At 41.4% G+C, this 17,112-nt stretch carries 16 protein-coding genes; 5 read left to right on the forward strand and 11 right to left on the reverse strand.

Features of this window, described 5'->3' with window-relative positions:
- Nucleotides 1–159: 159 nt before the first annotated feature.
- From CWB80_RS09595 to CWB80_RS09605, 3 genes are read left to right on the forward strand one after another with little or no spacing between them, the layout of a single operon-like run.
- Nucleotides 160–1,794: a response regulator gene (locus tag CWB80_RS09595; RefSeq protein ID WP_054553706.1), complete on the forward strand. Its 1,635-nt coding sequence runs from the start codon at nt 160–162 to the stop codon at nt 1,792–1,794.
- Between the two features lie 21 nt (nt 1,795–1,815).
- On the forward strand, nt 1,816–3,177 hold the full coding sequence (locus tag CWB80_RS09600; RefSeq protein WP_138599981.1) for an extracellular solute-binding protein: 1,362 nt from the start codon (nt 1,816–1,818) through the stop codon (nt 3,175–3,177).
- Nucleotides 3,174–5,123, forward strand: coding sequence for an ATP-binding protein (locus CWB80_RS09605; protein WP_138599982.1), 1,950 nt, complete (start codon nt 3,174–3,176; stop codon nt 5,121–5,123). The genes CWB80_RS09600 and CWB80_RS09605 overlap by 4 nt, the downstream gene beginning before the upstream one ends.
- 18 nt (nt 5,124–5,141) lie before the next feature.
- On the opposite strand, the gene msrB is transcribed toward CWB80_RS09605, so the two are convergent.
- The 11 genes from msrB to CWB80_RS09660 form a co-directional block, all read right to left on the reverse strand.
- Nucleotides 5,142–5,585 carry a peptide-methionine (R)-S-oxide reductase MsrB gene (gene msrB / locus CWB80_RS09610; RefSeq protein WP_138599983.1) on the reverse strand — a complete coding sequence of 148 codons (444 nt, stop codon included), beginning with the start codon at nt 5,583–5,585 and terminating at the stop codon, nt 5,142–5,144.
- An 80-nt stretch (nt 5,586–5,665) separates the two neighbouring features.
- Complete coding sequence (locus CWB80_RS09615) at nt 5,666–6,118, reverse strand: hypothetical protein (protein ID WP_138599984.1); 453 nt, start codon at nt 6,116–6,118, stop codon at nt 5,666–5,668.
- 9 nt (nt 6,119–6,127) lie between these two features.
- Nucleotides 6,128–6,616 (reverse strand): DUF2919 domain-containing protein, encoded by a 489-nt coding sequence (locus CWB80_RS09620; RefSeq protein WP_138599985.1) that lies wholly within the window; start codon nt 6,614–6,616, stop codon nt 6,128–6,130.
- Nucleotides 6,613–6,957: a DUF3392 family protein gene (locus CWB80_RS09625; protein WP_138599986.1), complete on the reverse strand. Its 345-nt coding sequence runs from the start codon at nt 6,955–6,957 to the stop codon at nt 6,613–6,615. Before CWB80_RS09625 ends, CWB80_RS09620 begins: the two co-directional genes overlap by 4 nt.
- Entirely contained in the window at nt 6,950–8,971 is a 2,022-nt protein-coding gene (gene ligA, locus CWB80_RS09630) for an NAD-dependent DNA ligase LigA (protein WP_138599987.1), read from the reverse strand. Before ligA ends, CWB80_RS09625 begins: the two co-directional genes overlap by 8 nt.
- Nucleotides 8,972–9,053: 82 nt before the next feature.
- The gene (gene zipA, locus CWB80_RS09635; RefSeq protein WP_138599988.1) at nt 9,054–9,782 is read right to left on the reverse strand and encodes a cell division protein ZipA; all 729 of its coding nucleotides are present in this window, start codon (nt 9,780–9,782) and stop codon (nt 9,054–9,056) included.
- 33 nt (nt 9,783–9,815) lie between these two features.
- A complete protein-coding gene (locus CWB80_RS09640) occupies nt 9,816–13,214 on the reverse strand; it encodes a chromosome segregation SMC family protein (RefSeq protein WP_138599989.1) in 3,399 nt (1,132 codons plus the stop codon).
- 60 nt (nt 13,215–13,274) lie between these two features.
- On the reverse strand, nt 13,275–14,006 hold the full coding sequence (locus tag CWB80_RS09645; RefSeq protein WP_138599990.1) for an RNA methyltransferase: 732 nt from the start codon (nt 14,004–14,006) through the stop codon (nt 13,275–13,277).
- Between the two features lie 128 nt (nt 14,007–14,134).
- Entirely contained in the window at nt 14,135–14,581 is a 447-nt protein-coding gene (locus CWB80_RS09650) for a flavodoxin (RefSeq protein WP_105175164.1), read from the reverse strand.
- Nucleotides 14,568–15,341, reverse strand: coding sequence for a tRNA pseudouridine(65) synthase TruC (gene truC, locus CWB80_RS09655; RefSeq protein WP_063527466.1), 774 nt, complete (start codon nt 15,339–15,341; stop codon nt 14,568–14,570). Before truC ends, CWB80_RS09650 begins: the two co-directional genes overlap by 14 nt.
- Before the next feature lies 1 nt (nt 15,342).
- A complete protein-coding gene (locus CWB80_RS09660; RefSeq protein ID WP_138599991.1) occupies nt 15,343–15,657 on the reverse strand; it encodes a YqcC family protein in 315 nt (104 codons plus the stop codon).
- A gap of 106 nt (nt 15,658–15,763) precedes the next feature.
- On the opposite strand from CWB80_RS09660, the gene CWB80_RS09665 reads away from it, so the two are divergent.
- On the forward strand, nt 15,764–16,792 hold the full coding sequence (locus CWB80_RS09665) for a DUF3549 family protein (RefSeq protein WP_138599992.1): 1,029 nt from the start codon (nt 15,764–15,766) through the stop codon (nt 16,790–16,792).
- Nucleotides 16,793–17,092: a DUF3301 domain-containing protein gene (locus CWB80_RS09670; protein ID WP_054553721.1), complete on the forward strand. Its 300-nt coding sequence runs from the start codon at nt 16,793–16,795 to the stop codon at nt 17,090–17,092.
- Nucleotides 17,093–17,112: the final 20 nt, after the last annotated feature.

Here is a 17,112-nt window from a genome sequence, read left to right on the forward strand (position 1 = left end):
TTCTAATATCTAACTTCTAAAGTCTATTACTCATCACTTCCCCCTTTATTGTTATAGCCCAAAGCTAAACTTTAAATCGTTGCAAAAGCTGTAATTTGCCTTGTCAGCAGCTAGACTGTTTATTATAGTCACTGTTAACAATACTCGGTCGCAAGTCTAATGCCCGCAAAGATTTTTTCGAAAGCCAAAATATTAATAGTCGAAGAGCAAGCACTTGCTCAGAGCTATATGAAGCAGTCTCTAGAGGGATTGGGGTTTCGTCAGTTGCGATTTGCAGAACACGCTATTGCTGCCAAAGAACAGTGTCAAATAGAACAGTTTGATCTCATTGTTTGTTCTTTTAATCTAAGTAAACACCAGGATGGCTATCAGCTTTATGAAGAACTTAAAGTTAAACGCCTAATTAAAAACTCCACAGGTTTTATATTTATATCTGCAGAAACCAGTGGTTCTTTGGTTCATAGTGTTTTAGAGCTGCAGCCGGATGACTTTCTTGTTAAACCTTTTACTATTTACGACTTAAAAAATAGAATTGAAAAAGTTTTATTGCGAAAGCATCATCTAAAAAATATATACCAGTTGATTGATGATGAAAACGACTCAAAAGCTATAAAGAGCATTGATCAATTACTACAAAACAAATCGAATAGTTACAGTGCGATTTTATTGAGATTAAAAGGCGATGCCCTACTTCGTTTAAACAGAAATGAACAAGCCAAAGCATTTTTCAAATCTGTGCTCGATATTCAAAAATTTACATGGGCAAAAGTTGGTTTAGTGGAAGCTTTAATTGCAAATAATGAGCATACTCTCGCTCATAGAATGTTGAGGACTATGCTACAAAGGAGTGAAACACGCTTAGTAGCTCTGGATTTACTCGGAAAGTTAGAGATAAAGCTCAATAAATTTGATGATGCACAGCTTTTTTTCAGCCAAGCTGTTGAAATTGCACCTCGCAATATCGAGAGGCAAAAAACGCTTAGCCATGTTTCATTACTTAATCATGACTACGAGAAAAATTATTTAACCCAAAAAGATATAGCTAGTTATGCTAAACACTCAATTCACGACAACCCTGATGTGTACCTAAATGCGGCTCGTGCAGGGATTGATTTTGCCTTAACGACGGATCAAACCGATCAAGTTAATCGCATTTCAAGACAAACAAATCAATATTTGAGTGATTTAAAAAAACAATTTCCGAATAGTAATAATCAAACACAAATTGATGTTCTTAACGCACGTTTACATTATTTAAAAGATGAACATCAAAAGGCTAAAGCACTTATCAATCAACTTGATGAAAGTGACACTCAGATTCGTTCTGTAGATGGAGCGCTCGATAAAGCGAAAGCGTTTCATGAGCTTGGTTTTCACCATAAAGCACAGATGCTGTTTAACCAAATAATAACTCACTGTGAACGCCACCCGTCAGTAAGCGATCCGGTGTATTTACGTTATATTCAACAACAGCAAACTGAGCGACGTGATATTAAGCTTGGCCCGAAAGAGCTCAATAACCACGCTGTAACGCAGTTTAATAAAGGCCAGCTCAATACTGCGCTTGAGGCATTCACACAAGCATTTAGAATTATGCCTAAAAATGCCAGTATTGCGTTAAATCTGCTACAGTGTTTATTTGACACAAGCAGTCAAGGGCAGTCTTTCAACTTAATGCTTGCAAGAAAGTGCTACACCCTCTTAGCGTCTCAGTCTTTAGAAGATGAACAAGCTATGAGGTTTGATAAAATAAAAGCACAAGCTGCCAAGTTAAATATCAAGCTTTCTGAATAACCCTCTTCGTGGAGCATCTTTTTGAAATTAATAAAGCATCTCCTTATTGCATCTTTCATAATTACAAGCCCTATTTGTTCAGCTTCTGCAATGTTGCAATATTGGCAGCAAGCCAAAATAAACTGGCAAAGTGAGTCTGGTACACATATCAACATATTAGCAGATGAGCAGCCTGCATTTTTGGCCCTAAAACCATATATCCCTCTATTTGAAGAGTTAACAGGGATATCTGTAGGTTTTCATGCCTTAGAACAATCTCAAATGCGTGTTCGTCGCCACCAAGATTTAAGTATGCATACAGGCCTCTATGATGTACTGCCAATGGGTATAACCTTTTTGGGTGAAGCACAAAGTCGAGGCTGGATAGATCCCCTACAACCCTATATTGATAACCCAAAACTCACAGACAAAGCTTGGTATCAGTTAGAAGATATTAGCGAACGTAGCTTGGCTCTTTGTAAAATCAATGGCGCTTTATACTCGTTACCATTTGATTTTTCTGCACCGATTTATTTTTATCGTAAAGATCTGTTCGAGCACTTTAACTTAGCGGTACCCGACACGTACGAGCAACTACAAGAGACTAAAATTAAGCTTCAAAAGGCAATTGACCGCACCCCATCTTTAAATGGCATGCACGCATTTGCCTCCCGAACTCTGCCAGGTGCAGGATTAAACACTTGGACAGTGTTACCCATTATGCGTGCTTATGGTGCTGAAGTAATTGACGCGCAAGGTCAGTCTGTTTTTGATAGCCCTCAAACAGCACAAAGTCTGCAAGCATACCGAGACCTTGTAACGGGATTCGGCAATCCTGATAACAGTCGCTTGCTGCACTTTTATGAAATTCGTCGACTATTTAAAGAAGGTCAACTTGCTTCGGCGTTTTTAGCCTCTCATTTTTATAATGAAATAGATACCGCTGAAGAATCAGATATTTGGAATAAATGGGAAGCCGCGCCGTTACCAGCCGGTCCAGTCGCCCGTGAAACATCTCCTTGGTCTTGGGCATTCGCAATTAATAACCAATCAAATCAAAAAAAAGCAGCGTGGTTATTTATTCAGTGGGCAACCAGTGAGCAAACAGCGGCATTATTAAGTACAGGCGGCTCACCGCCAAGACAAAAGGTGTGGCACGAGAAACTATTTACTCTCGTAAACAAACCAGGCTTTAATAAAGCCATGTTATGGGTATTTGAGCATGCTACTCCTGACCGTTTGCAAGCTGGGATGGTTGAGTTTCCAGTTGTCGGTGAGCTTATATCGCAAACATTTAGTCAAATTTTTTATGGAGCAGACATAAAGCAATCAATAAAAGCTACTGATGCAAAAATTAATGTTAATATGCGGGCATTACAGACAAGGAGTGAAAATAAACAATGAGAGTCAGTATTGCTCATAAAATCCTACTCATTATTGGGTTTACTATTACGTTGATTTTAGGGGTAAGTACAACTTTACATGTTATTGAGTTAAAAGAGCAAACCTTGCTGAATATGAGTGAAAAAGCTAATGCCATCGTCTCACCTATGCTCTCAGAGATAAAGACCCTTACAAAAGACAATACAGTAGGTAGTTGGGTTTTAAAAATTCAAGGCATCACTCTTAAAGGTATTCTGGCAAATAATACATTTGATGATTTAAAGACAATCTACTTTATCGATCAGAATAACTTTATTGCCGCTCACCCTGATTACAGCAAAGTCGATACCTTAGAAACAAATCAAACGATAATAAAGCAGCTCAATCCAAAACAAAATTCTATCATCACTTTAGATCAACAATATGCTGTAGCAGTTCCAATCAATAACGCCCAAGATGAAAATATTGGCTATGTTATTGTTAGTTTTTCAGATATTGATTTAACATTAAAAACTAAATCAATTATCAGCAATGCTGTATCACTGTTCGCAATTTACTTACTTACTGCATTACTCATTGCTTATATCATTATACGCCGAATTATTTTACAGCCTATTGAGCAATTAGTTGAGTTTTCGCATGCAGTTACCACTGGCGATCTAAATTGCCCAATAAATATTAAAAGTCGTGATGAAATTGGCACTCTTGCCAGTGGTTTTAAAATGATGCGTGCTGCAGTAAGACAACAAATAAACAGCATGCATGAGCAACATAGTCAATTAGAAGAAACCGTTGCAAAACGAACTCAAGAATACTTGGATGCCAAAGAGCAAGCCGAGCAGTCAAACCAAGCTAAGAGCAGGTTCTTAGCGAATATGTCACATGAGCTAAGAACACCGCTTAATGCAGTATTAGGCTTCAGCCAATTACTCCAAGACAGTGAAACTGATAAAAATAAACGCCGCTATTTAGAAGCCATTTCGATCTCTGGCAGCTCTCTGCTAAACGTCCTCAATGATATTCTTGATTTATCTAAAATTGATGCAGGAAAAATGCAGCTGGACATGGAAAGGGTCGAAATTCCGACGATGTGCCATGAACTAAGTATGATGTTTTTGCAGCTCAGCGCTCAAAAGGATCTAGATTTACAGATCACTTCACACCCTGAATTTAAAACCCCTGTTTTACTTGATAGCAATAAAGTTCGACAGGTACTGACAAACTTGATCAGTAATGCGATTAAATTTACCTCACATGGTAGCGTTAAAGTTCACTTTGACTTTGAGGAACGTGAAAATGATGGCCACATTAATATAAAAATTCATGTCAAAGATACTGGCAAGGGGATCCCAACCGATCAACAAGCGCTGATTTTTAATGATTTTGAGCAAGTTCAAGGGCAACGCAGTTCTGAATTTGGTGGCACTGGACTCGGTTTAGCTATATCTCATCGCTTTATAAAATTGATGGGTGGTGAACTATCTGTAATTAGTGAAAAAGATAAAGGTAGCGAGTTTATTGTATTGCTACCAAATATAGAATTTGCCGAATCAAAAACAGAGGTTAAACATCGAAATTACCCTGCTATTTCTAGCTATCATTTTAATCCAGCTCGTATATTGATAGTTGATGATATTCCATACAACCGTGAGTACTTGGAGTCATTTCTATCACGCTGGAGCTTTACAATAGATACAGCAATAAACGGTGAAGAGGCCTTGAAAAAGGTAGAAGAGAACCAACCTGATCTGATCATTATGGATCTAAAGATGCCAGTGATGGGTGGATTAGAAGCAAGTCAGCTAATTCGTAGTGATGATCGCTTTAAGCATATTCCAATCATTGCGGTTACAGCATCGGTATTAAAAGACAATAAGGCGCAATCCAGTATTTTGACAGACTACATAATTAGTAAGCCAATTCACCGTGAGCACCTTATTTTCATCATTGCCCAGTACCTAGATTAAGTATGGGTTAAACACGCATTAGTCGCGTTTTTTCATCGCTATGGCATTCATGCAATAGCGTAAACCACTTGGCGGCGGGCCATCGGGGAATACATGTCCTAAATGTGCATCGCAAACATTACAAATAGCTTCAATACGCTGCATACCATGGCTAGAGTCCGCGATATAGGCAATGCTTTCAACACTGCTTGGCTGAGTAAATGACGGCCAGCCGGTGCCACTATCAAACTTTTCATCGCCATCAAAAAGTAAGTTGTCACAACATACACACGCATATTGACCAGGTTCAAATATCGTACATGAATCAGAGCTGTGCGGACGTTCGGTGCCTTTTAAACGGGTTACATAGAATGCATCTTGTTCGAGCTCGGCTTGCCATTCAGATGGCGATTTTTCGACTCGACGTGGAGGTGTTGGGTTGCCGTTATGGGCAAACTCTAAAATATCTTGCCAAGTTAACATAGTGCTCCCTCAGGGTTGAATACAACAGTTGCACAGTACATCACAAGCCCTACTAAGGGCAAGCAGCATGCGCCTAGTGATTAATGTGTTTGCAGCCGGATATCTATTTGTGCACGTTCACGCTCAGAAAGTAGCTGTACTAAATGGCTATTAATTTGGCTGCTAGCAACACTCAATACTGCAGTTATTTGCTGGTCGTTGACATCCGTTACATGGATTATACCTTCGCCGATTTCAATCTGCTTAATTTGGCCAATTAAAACAAACTCAGCTTTGCGTTTAAAATCGAATAAACCAGCCAGACTTATCAGCGCTAGCTGATTTACATCACGCTTTAGTAAATCAGTAATGGGGTTACGCGCTACAAATAACGGAGTCACTCGATATAAGCTTGATAACGTAATAAAGCCCCATAACATCACAAACAACGAAAATGCAGCACTGTGCCAAAGTGGCGTAAATACCCATAAAGCAATTAATACCAGCGCGATAGTGAGTGAAATTTTTGCTAAAAGCTTATTAATTGACAACATATTGCAGCCCTACTCTTTTTCAATTGGATCTGGCCAATCATTAAAAAAGACCGACAGATATCTGCTTTTTAATAAATATAACAGTACCCATAACACCAGTACCATTTGACAGGCTAAAAAAAACGAAAACTGATAGTGACTGTGCGCAGCCTGATAAGTTAACCAACTTAAATCTGTGATGGCACACAAAATTAATGGCCAGCGCATAAAACGCCAAATAGACGCGAGACGTTTTGCACTTTCAGCATTTTCTTGAGGTCGGCGTAAACAAAAGATCACCGCCGGTAATAAGGCGATTGCAGCTATGGCAATGGCAGTAAAGAAATCGCTTTTCGATTTAAAAAACAGCGACATGATATCTAAATCAGGGCGACGGCTGAGCGCCGCCATAATCCATATAAAGTAACTGCGTAACAATACTAACAAAGTTAAATGAAACGCTACTGGGGTTCGATAAGCGCCATGTTTATCCCAGTATTCTGGCCCGTAGCGATTCATATTTGGTTCTTCTTATCGGCAATGATGCCAAGTACAAAAAACGCAGCTGTAAGTGTAAGCGCCAGCCATTTAACACCGAGTAGCATTAGCAACTTACTTAAAAATGGAGTTACAAAAACCACAAGTAAGCCCATCCCAAACCCAGTGACTAGCACAAAGCAAAGCACGCGTATAATAAAGTGACGACGCGCGACAAAGCGCTTGGTCACTTTAATAATGTCGTTTGCATACAAGGATAAAAAGCACACCACCAGCAGTAATGAAATATTGTAAAGGTGTGGTTGCAGCCAGCTGCCGATTGTTAAAGCAACTGACGACAGTGCCTGCAATAGACTATCCATTGTGCTCACTTAAAAGCGCAATAAGATCAGCCTCAGTTAACACATCAATGCCTAGGTCTTGTGCTTTGGTTAATTTTGAGCCCGCTTTTTCACCTGCAATCAGCGCATCTGTTTTCGCCGATACACTACCCGATACTTTTGCACCTAACGCTTGTAAACGCGCTTTTGCATCATTACGGTTAAGCTCGCTTAATGTGCCAGTCAGCACGTAAGTTAAGCCCGCTAATGGCTGCGCATCGGCACTTGGCGCGGTTAATTCTGGCCAGTGAATACCTTGCTCAACTAACGCATTTACAACTGCCATATTGTGCTCTTCGCTAAAGAAGCCACGTACATGCTTGGCAACGATCTCACCCACGTCGCTTACTTCAGTTAACGCATCAACGCTTGCTTGAGTGATTTTTTCTAGTGTTAAAAAGTGGTTTGCTAAGTTTTGCGCGGTTGCTTCACCCACTTCGCGAATACCTAACGAGTATAGGAATTTAGCTAAGGTTGTTTGCTTAGCATCTTGCAGCGCATTAACTAAGTTCTTAGCAGACTTTGGACCCATTCGCTCTAGTGATTCAAAATGCCCTTGTTTAAGGATAAATAAATCAGCAGGTGTTTTGATAAGCTCACGGTCAACGAGTTGATCAACAATTTTGTCGCCTAAACCATCAACATCAAGGGCTTTACGTGACGCAAAATGTTTAATTGCTTGCTTGCGCTGCGCTTGGCACACTAAACCACCGGTACAGCGGGCAACCGCTTCACCTTCAATGCGCTCCACATGTGAGTCACAAATTGGGCAGGTAGCAGGGAATTCAATGTCTTTCGCATCGTCAGGGCGACGCTCAAGGACAACTTGGGTAATTTGCGGAATAACATCACCCGCACGGCGAATAATCACGGTATCGCCAATTTTAACGCCTAAACGGGCAATTTCATCACCATTATGCAGCGTTGCGTTAGATACCGTTACGCCCCCCACAAATACCGGCTCTAATCGTGCTACAGGGGTAATTGCGCCAGTGCGCCCTACCTGAAACTCAACATCAAGTAATTGGGTGATTTCTTCTTGCGCAGGGAATTTAAAAGCAATTGCCCAGCGCGGCGCACGTGCCACAAAGCCTAAACGCTCTTGGTGTTTTTTGTCGTTAACTTTTATTACCACACCGTCAATTTCGTAGGCAAGGCTACTTCGACGCGTCAATATATCTTGGTAATAATCAAGTGCAGCTTGCTGGCCTTCAACCAGTTTTGTTTCTGGGCAAAGTGGTAAACCCCAATCGGTCAGTTTAGCCAGTTGTTGATAGTGATCTTCTGGTAACTGCCCATCGGCAACAAGCCCAGTGCTGTAGGCATAAAACATCAGTGGACGTTTTGCTGTTACTTTAGAATCAAGCTGTCGTAAGCTACCAGCCGCAGCATTACGCGGGTTAACAAAGACTTTGTCGCCACGTTTTTCGGCTTCACTGTTTAGTTTGACAAAACCAGCGCTGTCCATAAATACTTCACCGCGCACTTCAAGCTCTGCTGGAAAGTCATCGCCACGTAACTTAAGCGGCACATTACGAATTGTTTTCACGTTTTGGGTGATGTTTTCACCTACCATGCCATCGCCACGGGTAGCTGCTTGAACTAAAACCCCATCACGGTAAATAATTGATACCGCTAAACCATCAAGCTTTGGCTCACAACAAAAAGTCAGCTCCTTGTTATCCATTAAACGCTCTTTGATACGGCGGTTAAATGCAGCAAACTCTTCTTCTGAAAAGGCATTATCAAGTGACAGCATTGGCACTTGGTGAGTGACTTGCTCAAACTTATCAAGTGCTGCGCCACCGACTTTTTGAGTCGGAGAGTCAGGGCTTTGAAACTCTGGATTAGCTTGCTCAAGGGCGCTTAATTCGCGCATTAAACGGTCATATTCAGCATCAGGAATGCTCGGTGCATCCAGCACATAATAATTATGGTTATGCTCTTCTAACTGGGCACGAAGTTGGCTAATTTGCTCAAAGATAGGGCTGGACATGAAAACCTCAAAAATCTACATAAAAAAGCCACTTAGACGACTTAACGCCAAGTGGCCTAATACTTATACTCTGTGTGTGCGATTATGATGAAAAGCTGCGAACTTTCTCAACATACTCACGAACGCTTTCAACCGTCATTTCTTCACGGTTGCTATCTAAAATCGTTGCACCAAATTCATCGGCTAGCTTTTTAGCTGCACTGTGCAACATGTTGAATGCACTTAGACCGTCGCCATCACATGGTAAGGTCATAAATAAACTAACACCTGCAGTGCTGAACTGTTCCATATTATCAATATCGAACGTGCCTGGGTTGTACATATTCACTAAACGGAATAACACCGGGCCTGTGCCTGCTGGGTCTAAGTGACGGTTAAAGAAACCTTCTTCAGAATACTTAAAGCCTAACATATTAACGGCTGGCAATAATTGGCTGCCATCCATTGTTAAGCCCTCTGGCATTTGTAAATGCACAATAATGAAATCGGTTGGAGCTTGTGCATCTGCTGGCTCTTCTTCAACTTCTTGTTGCTTAGCTTCAGGCTCTTCAACAACCTGTTCTGAAACAGCTGGTTCGTCGTGACTTTCTGCTGAAAAGCTTAAATCACCAAACTCTGGCTCATCACGTTCTTGCGGTTTTGCAGTTGCAGGCTCTTGAACCTCGCTGGTTGTTTCGTTCGGTTCAACCCGTTCAACTGAAGGCGTATCTGGGCTGTCCTTTTTACGCACCGACCATAAGCCGTGAATTAATAAACCACCAATGACAAATACACTGATTACGATTAAAGCCCATCTTAATTCTTCGGCCATCCCCTCACCTTTATTATTTGATATGCCTAAATTTTATGCATGTGCCATTTGCACAGCTTGTTCTATATCTACAGCGACCATACGTGATACACCTGGTTCAGCCATAGTTACACCGGTCAATCTGCCTGCCATTTCCATAGCAATCTTGTTATGACTGATATAAATAAATTGTACTGATTGTGACATCTCTTCTACCAAACGGCAAAAACGACCCACATTCGCATCATCCAATGGCGCATCCACTTCATCTAGCATACAGAATGGAGCTGGATTGAGCCTGAATATTGAAAACACCAATGATAATGCGGTCAGCGCTTTTTCTCCACCACTAAGCAGGTGAATTGTCGAATTTTTCTTGCCTGGTGGCCTTGCCATGATGCTCACCCCACTTTCAAGTAGATCATCACTGGTCAATTCAAGGTAAGCACTACCGCCACCAAACACTTTTGGGAATAACTCCCCAAAGTCTGTATTTACTTGTTCAAAGGTCGCCTTGAAACGATTTTTTGTTTCTCGGTCGATTTTTTGAATCGCCCCTTCAAGGGTATTTAACGCTTGTGTTAAATCATCAAGCTGCTGATTTAAATAATCGCTGCGCTGTTTAGCCTGCTCAAACTCATCTATTGCCGCTAAGTTCACCGCGCCAAGTTCATTTAATGCTTGCGTGGTTTTTGTAAGCCTCGTTTGCATGCTATTTAAATTGGCATTGTCAGGCAGTTCTTCAAGTACTGTTTTTAAATTTTGTTCCAGTTCTTCAAGTGGCTCTAACGCAGCTTGCGCCTTCACGATTAAACTTTGCTCATCCAGCGCTAATGCTTGCAACTGCTCTTGTAACGTCACCAACTCAGATTGCGATGATTTCAACGCTGTTTGCTTATCAGCAAGCTCCTTTTTAGCTTGACTCAAGGCCGCTTGCAAGTTTTTCAGCTCAACGTCACTTTGTTGATGCTTTTCAAGCAATAGCATAATTTGCTCTGCTACTTCTTCAAGCGGGATCACTAGCTCTTCTAGTTGCTCGTTGAGCTCTAATACAGCTTCACTGGCAGCACTTTGGGCGGCATTTGCATGCTGAAGTTTGGTTTCGCTAAGTTGACACTCACTGCGAGCTTTTTGTTCAGTCAAATTAGCTTGATGGGCTTGCGTTTTATATTGCTCAAGCATAGAAGCCACTTGGCGATAGCGGTTATTTGCCTCACCTTGTTGGTGTTTTGCTTGCTCTAACTCAGTTTCAAGTTCTAATTGCTGCTCTAACAATTGCTCAAGTAAACACTGCTGCGTTTGTTGCTGTTCGTCAGCATTTTGCTTTTGTTCAGCCAGTAAGGTTTGACGCTGTTGTAACTTAACAAGCTGGTTTTGCCACTGGGTTTGCTGCTCTAATAGCATATCGCGTCGAGTGCTGGCCGATGCAATCTGCTGAGCCGCTTGGTGAATTCGCTCTCTGTATTTCTCTTTATCGGCGATAAGCGTTTTCTTGTGAGCTAGATGCTCATTTAGCAATTGCTGCTTAGTTTCTAATTGCTCGTTGAGTTCTTCATCTAACTGCTGTGCATCACTTAGCTGAGCATGCTTTAAAAGCAAAGAATTGTCGGCGTCTTTATTGGCATCGGTATGAAAGTTACGACCATGCATACAGCCCTCTTCATCAATCACAGCCAGCCAATATGGATCCGCCAAAATAGCGTCATCAAAACAAGGTTGAAATGCAAACCGTGCTAATAAATCAGGGTAAGCACCCGATTCGATATAATTAGCTAATGACTCTTTTGGTAACTCATCATCAGCTGCAGGCCAAACACTGTTAGGCTCTTTATGTTGACTGACCTTTAGATGCTCAAGGCCAAGTAGGGCTTGTTCAATTAGCGGCTCAAAGCCAGAAGCCACCTTTAACTGCGCCAATAGAGAGACACTTTCGTTGTCGGTTTGCTCTGATAACAAAGAGTTAAGCGCAGCTATGCTGGCTCTATTTTCATTACTGTGCTGCTGAACCCGCTTTAAATCCTGCTCTAAGTGCTGTTGTTCTTTATCCGCTTGTTCTAGGTTTTGAGTGAGCTTATTTAGCGCACTTTGTTGCTGCGCAAGCTCCTTCGTCAGTGTTTGAATATGCTGTTGTTGCTCTGCAATTTGCGCTGCAACTGGGGTCGCTTCGAGTTCACTAATTTCAGCGGCAAGTTGTGTCTGCTGAGACTCAAGTTGCGCAACAGTCTGGGCAAAGTGAGCCTGTTGATTCTTTGCAACATTAATATCACTGCTATGAGCTTGGCTTTTCTGTAAGGTACTTTGATATTGCTCATTGGCGCTTTGCGTTTGTTGCTGCTGTAGAGCAACTTGCTCTTCAACCTCTGCAACTTGCTCAGCGCACAGTAAACTTTGCTCAATCGCTTCTTGTAGCTGCTCTTGTAAAATGGCGGCTGAAGCGTGTTGCTCTTCTTGCAGCTCTTTATTTTGTAACTGCAGTTGTTGCTGTTTGATAAGGTTTTGGCTAAGTGTTTGCTGTTGCTGCTTTAAGCTGATCTGTTGCTGTTCTTTGCGGGTTAACTCTGTATGAGTTTGATGCTGAGCCTGCTGGGCGTCTTGCAGTTTTTGCTGCTCAAGTTGCACCTGATTTTCAAGACTTGCTAAAACATCATCGTGGCCAGAGTGCGCTTCTCTAAAGAACTGAATTTGCTCTTTAAGTTTATTGATTTGCTCAGCTTTATCGATTTGTTGTTGGTGTAACTTCTGCCATTTTAAAACCGCAATTTGCCCTTTTAAGGTGCGCTCAGTGGCTTTTAGCTCTCGGTATTTTTTTGCATCGACTGATTGCACTGCAAGTTTATCGAGCTGTGTTTGCAACTCCTGCCTTACATCAAGCAATCGCTCAAGGTTTTCGCGGGTACTTTTAATGCGGGTTTGAGTTTCACGACGACGCTCTTTGTATTTTGAAACCCCCGCTGCTTCTTCTAAAAAAACACGTAAATCAGCCGGTTTACTCTCAATTAAACGCGAGATCATGCCCTGCTCAATAATCGCATAACTGCGCGGGCCAAGACCTGTGCCTAAAAAGATGTCGGTAATATCACGCTTACGGCATTTGCTGCCATTTAGAAAATAAATTGACTGGCCATCTCGAGTCACTAAGCGTTTGATCGCCACTTGGTTTCGATCAGCAAAGGTATTCGGTAAATGACCACTGGTGTTATCAAACACCAACTCAACAGAGGCTTGTGAAATTGGCTTTCGATTAGTTGAGCCGTTAAAAATAACATCGGTCATGGCATCGCCACGTAAGTTTTTCGCTGAGCTTTCACCTAGCACCCAACGCACTGCATCAATGACATTTGATTTGCCACAGCCGTTCGGGCCGACAACACACGTCATCTGATCAGGGAATGGGATCTTAGTGGGTTCAACAAACGATTTGAAACCCGCTAATTTTATGGTGCTTAAGCGCATCTAATTGTTTTACCGATTTTTATTGTTATTCTTCAATTTAACCCATTTTAGGGTAAAAGGTTAAGCGTGGCGCTTAAAATTATCTAAAATAATACCCGTTGCCATTGCAACATTAAGCGATTCTGCTTGGCCATAAGCCGGAATGGTTATTTTATCAGTAACTAAGCTTTCGCAATCAGCACGAATACCATGCGATTCACTGCCCATGAGTAATACGGCATCTTGCTTAAGAGCAGTTTTATGGATGTTCTCACCTTCTAAAAATGCACCATACACAGGGAGCTTTAGGCTTGGTAAGTAACTGGTTAAATCAGTTTGTGAGACACACACGCGAGCAAATGAACCCATGGTTGCGCTAATAGTTTTCGGATTATAAGCATCCGCACTGTCTGTGCTGGTAACAATATGCTTAATACCATACCAATCAGCAACACGAATAATCGTGCCCAAATTCCCCGGATCCGACACGCCATCAAGGGCTAAAATAAGTCCTGATGTGGGTAATGCTTGCTGACTTGGCATATCAACAACAGCAATTGCGGCGTTGTTACTAACAAGTGTACTGGCTTTAGTTAGGCTGTCTTCATCTGCTTCAATGACTTTATGGGCTGCAAGCGCTGTTTGATGCGCAGCAATAAATGCAGGAGTCGCAAAAATATGAGCAATGCTTAAACCACTGTTAAGTAATTCAAGTACATTTTTTTCGCCTTGAACAAGGTACTGGTTATATTGCTTACGGTATTTCTTTTGACCTAATGCACGAATTAGTTTCAGTTGGTTTTTTGAAATCATAACAGCCTCATAAAATGATTCATTAGTATATCACCAAGGTCACAGATTCTGTACTCGAAAAACCAAGGGGAAAGTGCCAATTGCTTATTCAATCAGCACTTTTAAGAGACACTTGCCAATAAGAGGCATTAACTAATTTTCGTCAGCCACTCATTTAACCATGGCTCAGTTACAGGCCAAGGCTCAAAATCTTCACAGGCATCAATTTCTAAACGATGACCGACAGGTTTTGCCTGTAAATCACGAAACAGCTCATCAAAACTGCGACCTGCACCACAGAACGTATCGCCATAGCTGCGGTCACCCATAGCAATAATGCCGTATTGCTTGCCTGTTAACAGTGGGAATTGATCATTTAATTGGCTATATAAAGCGATTAAGTTATCAGGAATATCGCCCTGACCCGTCGTTGAAGTGATCACTAAAATATGTGACGCAGCCAGCATGTCATCAACCGTGCCATTTTCAACTAATTGCGCTTGGTGCTCAGACTTTTCAATGACTTCAATAACTTGTTCGCTTAAACGCTCAGCACCGCCGTAAACACTGCCGACAAAAATACTAATGGTTGCCATAATAATCCTTTTCTTCTGTTGGCCAGCCAAGTTGCTGGCAAATCGTTAACATTGCATCGCCTAATGGCGCTCTAATTGTTATTGGTTGCTTGCTATAAGGGTGCACAAACTTTAATTCAGAGGCAAATAACATTAAACGACGAAGCTGAAAATGCTCTCTAAAAAATTGATTATGCTGATTATCACCATGATTTACATCACCAATAATTGGTAATGATAAATGTTTTAAATGACGACGAATTTGATGTTTGCGGCCAGTTTTTGGAAAACATTCCACCAGCGAGTAACGAACTGTTGGGTACTTACCAATTGGAATAGGTAAGCTTGCTTGGTGCAAGCAATGAAATTGCGTTTGTGCTTCTTGCGGTGCTTTATTTTGATCAGCAAACTTGTCGGCGATTTTATCAAGCTCTTCTTTTAAAGGTTTATCTAAGAAGATTGATTCGTTTAAAAAGCCTCTTACTAGAGCTAAATAACGCTTTTCAATTTGCCCATCAATAAATAACTGATTCATATCACGGGCTGCCTCTGAACTTAACGCAAACAATAATACGCCTGAGGTTGGTCTATCTAAACGATGTACAGGAAACACGTGTTGACCAATTTGGTCACGCAGCATTTGCATCGCAAATTGGGTTTCGTGTTTGTCTAAAAACGAACGGTGAACCAATAAACCGGATGGTTTATCAATCGCAATGTAATTTTCATCGCGGTACAGAATCGTTAACTCATCAAATTGTGGCTTAACACTCTCTTGCATCTTAGTCATCACTCAAAAGTTGATCGAGTTTTTGTAAAACGTTAATCACATCATTACCGCCGTTGTGTTGTGCCAACATCATTTCAGCCATAGGTGCAATTGCAAAATTACGGGGTAAAGGCTGGGCATGTGCAATGAGGGTATGCATTTTGTCAAGAAAAACAAATTGCAGCCATTGCTCAAAAGCCATGGTGTCATGACAAAACGGCACACTAGAATTGAGTGCACTTGGGTCAATCGGTGTTGTTTGCCAAAGTGAATGGCGTTGTAATGTGGATTCTAATTCGCGCAGCAGCGCCAAAGTCTGTTGATGCATTGTAAAACTCTTAATACCTTTGTGCTTAGTATACCCTGTTCCAAGGCGCCATGGTATGGCGTATAATTCGCGGCTGATATAGATTAATTACGGTAATTGAGATTTTATGACTGAGCAGATCGCCACCTTAGGGCAACTTCTGGATGCAGCAGGTACCACTTGGCGTGCCTTCGATATTGGCAGACACATCACGAAATTAGACAAAAAACAATTTCTTGCCATTGAAGAAACAAAAATCCCTTACCCATACCCGCTTGCTGGTCATGCTTGGCTTGCTATTCAATTTTGGGATGTAAAAGCATCTAAAGAACCTTATGTATGGTTTTTAAAATTCCCCCTAGATGAGCAAAGCCGTCTTGTAAGCGCAAGCCGCGATCACTTCGCAAATATGGTAATTGAAGCGCTTGGTACAGAAATTACCGGTGAAAATGCCGAAGGCAAATTAGACAACAACCCGTATGTATTTACGCCAAACGCCAACAAGCTAGCAGCATTTAATGCACAGGTTAAATGTTTACTTAAACAAAGTGCTTCACAGTATTACGAATATGCGCAGCTGTATTTCTCAGGCAAACTAGGATTTGATAATTGGCAAAGTGTTGCAGTACAAGGTATTGCAGACTTTGCGATGCGTTTAGATAACGACAACAATTTAGCAAATCTACAAGCCGCTTGGGGGCAATTACCAGTCGAAGTATTACAGCCGCTAAGTGCAATGCTTGAACATGTTGCAATCGAACCCGTGTTTGCAGAGCAATTGTTAGCCTATGGTTTAAACGCCATAGAAAATAAAGACGACATCGCTCTTGTTGCAGCTCTTAGAAGCTTATCAAAAACACCAGCACAAGGTTTAACTGCGCAACTTGTTGATTTTGTATTACGCTCTGATATGAACACCCAGTCAGATGTACTATTAACGATTGCGGGACGCTGTTTTAGCACACTTGAAGACCCAGAACGCTTACATGTGTTTATGGATTGCTGTGCGCACCACACTGAGATTGAGCAACTGTTTGTGAGTATTTTCACCGATTTAGTTGCAATTCCTAGTATTCGCCCTCACCTACTAGGTTTATTAAGAAAAGAAAATCGTAGCGAAACACTCGCTCGCGCAATAGGAAGGTTATTTTCGTAAATGGCAGGCTTGTGGACACTCATCATCATTGGCAGCATCATCTACTTTTTTTGGTTAAACAGAAAAGTAGCCGAAGCAGCTAATCTTCATGCACAAAGACAAATTGAGCAATTAAATGTGCAATTGATGAGTGTTGCTTGCAATAAACGCCGACTTGGTATTTTAAAAAGCGGCAAACCAGGTATCAAAAGCGAATTTATTTTTGAGTTTTCAAGTGATGGACAAAACGTGTATCAAGGCGTTTTGATCATGGAAAATGAATTACTTAAAAGTGTCGTAATACCGCCACATAAGATTTAAGTTGCGAGTTGCGAGTTGCG

The sequence above is a fragment of the Pseudoalteromonas sp. S1650 genome (assembly GCF_005887195.1).
Lineage (GTDB): Bacteria > Pseudomonadota > Gammaproteobacteria > Enterobacterales > Alteromonadaceae > Pseudoalteromonas > Pseudoalteromonas simplex.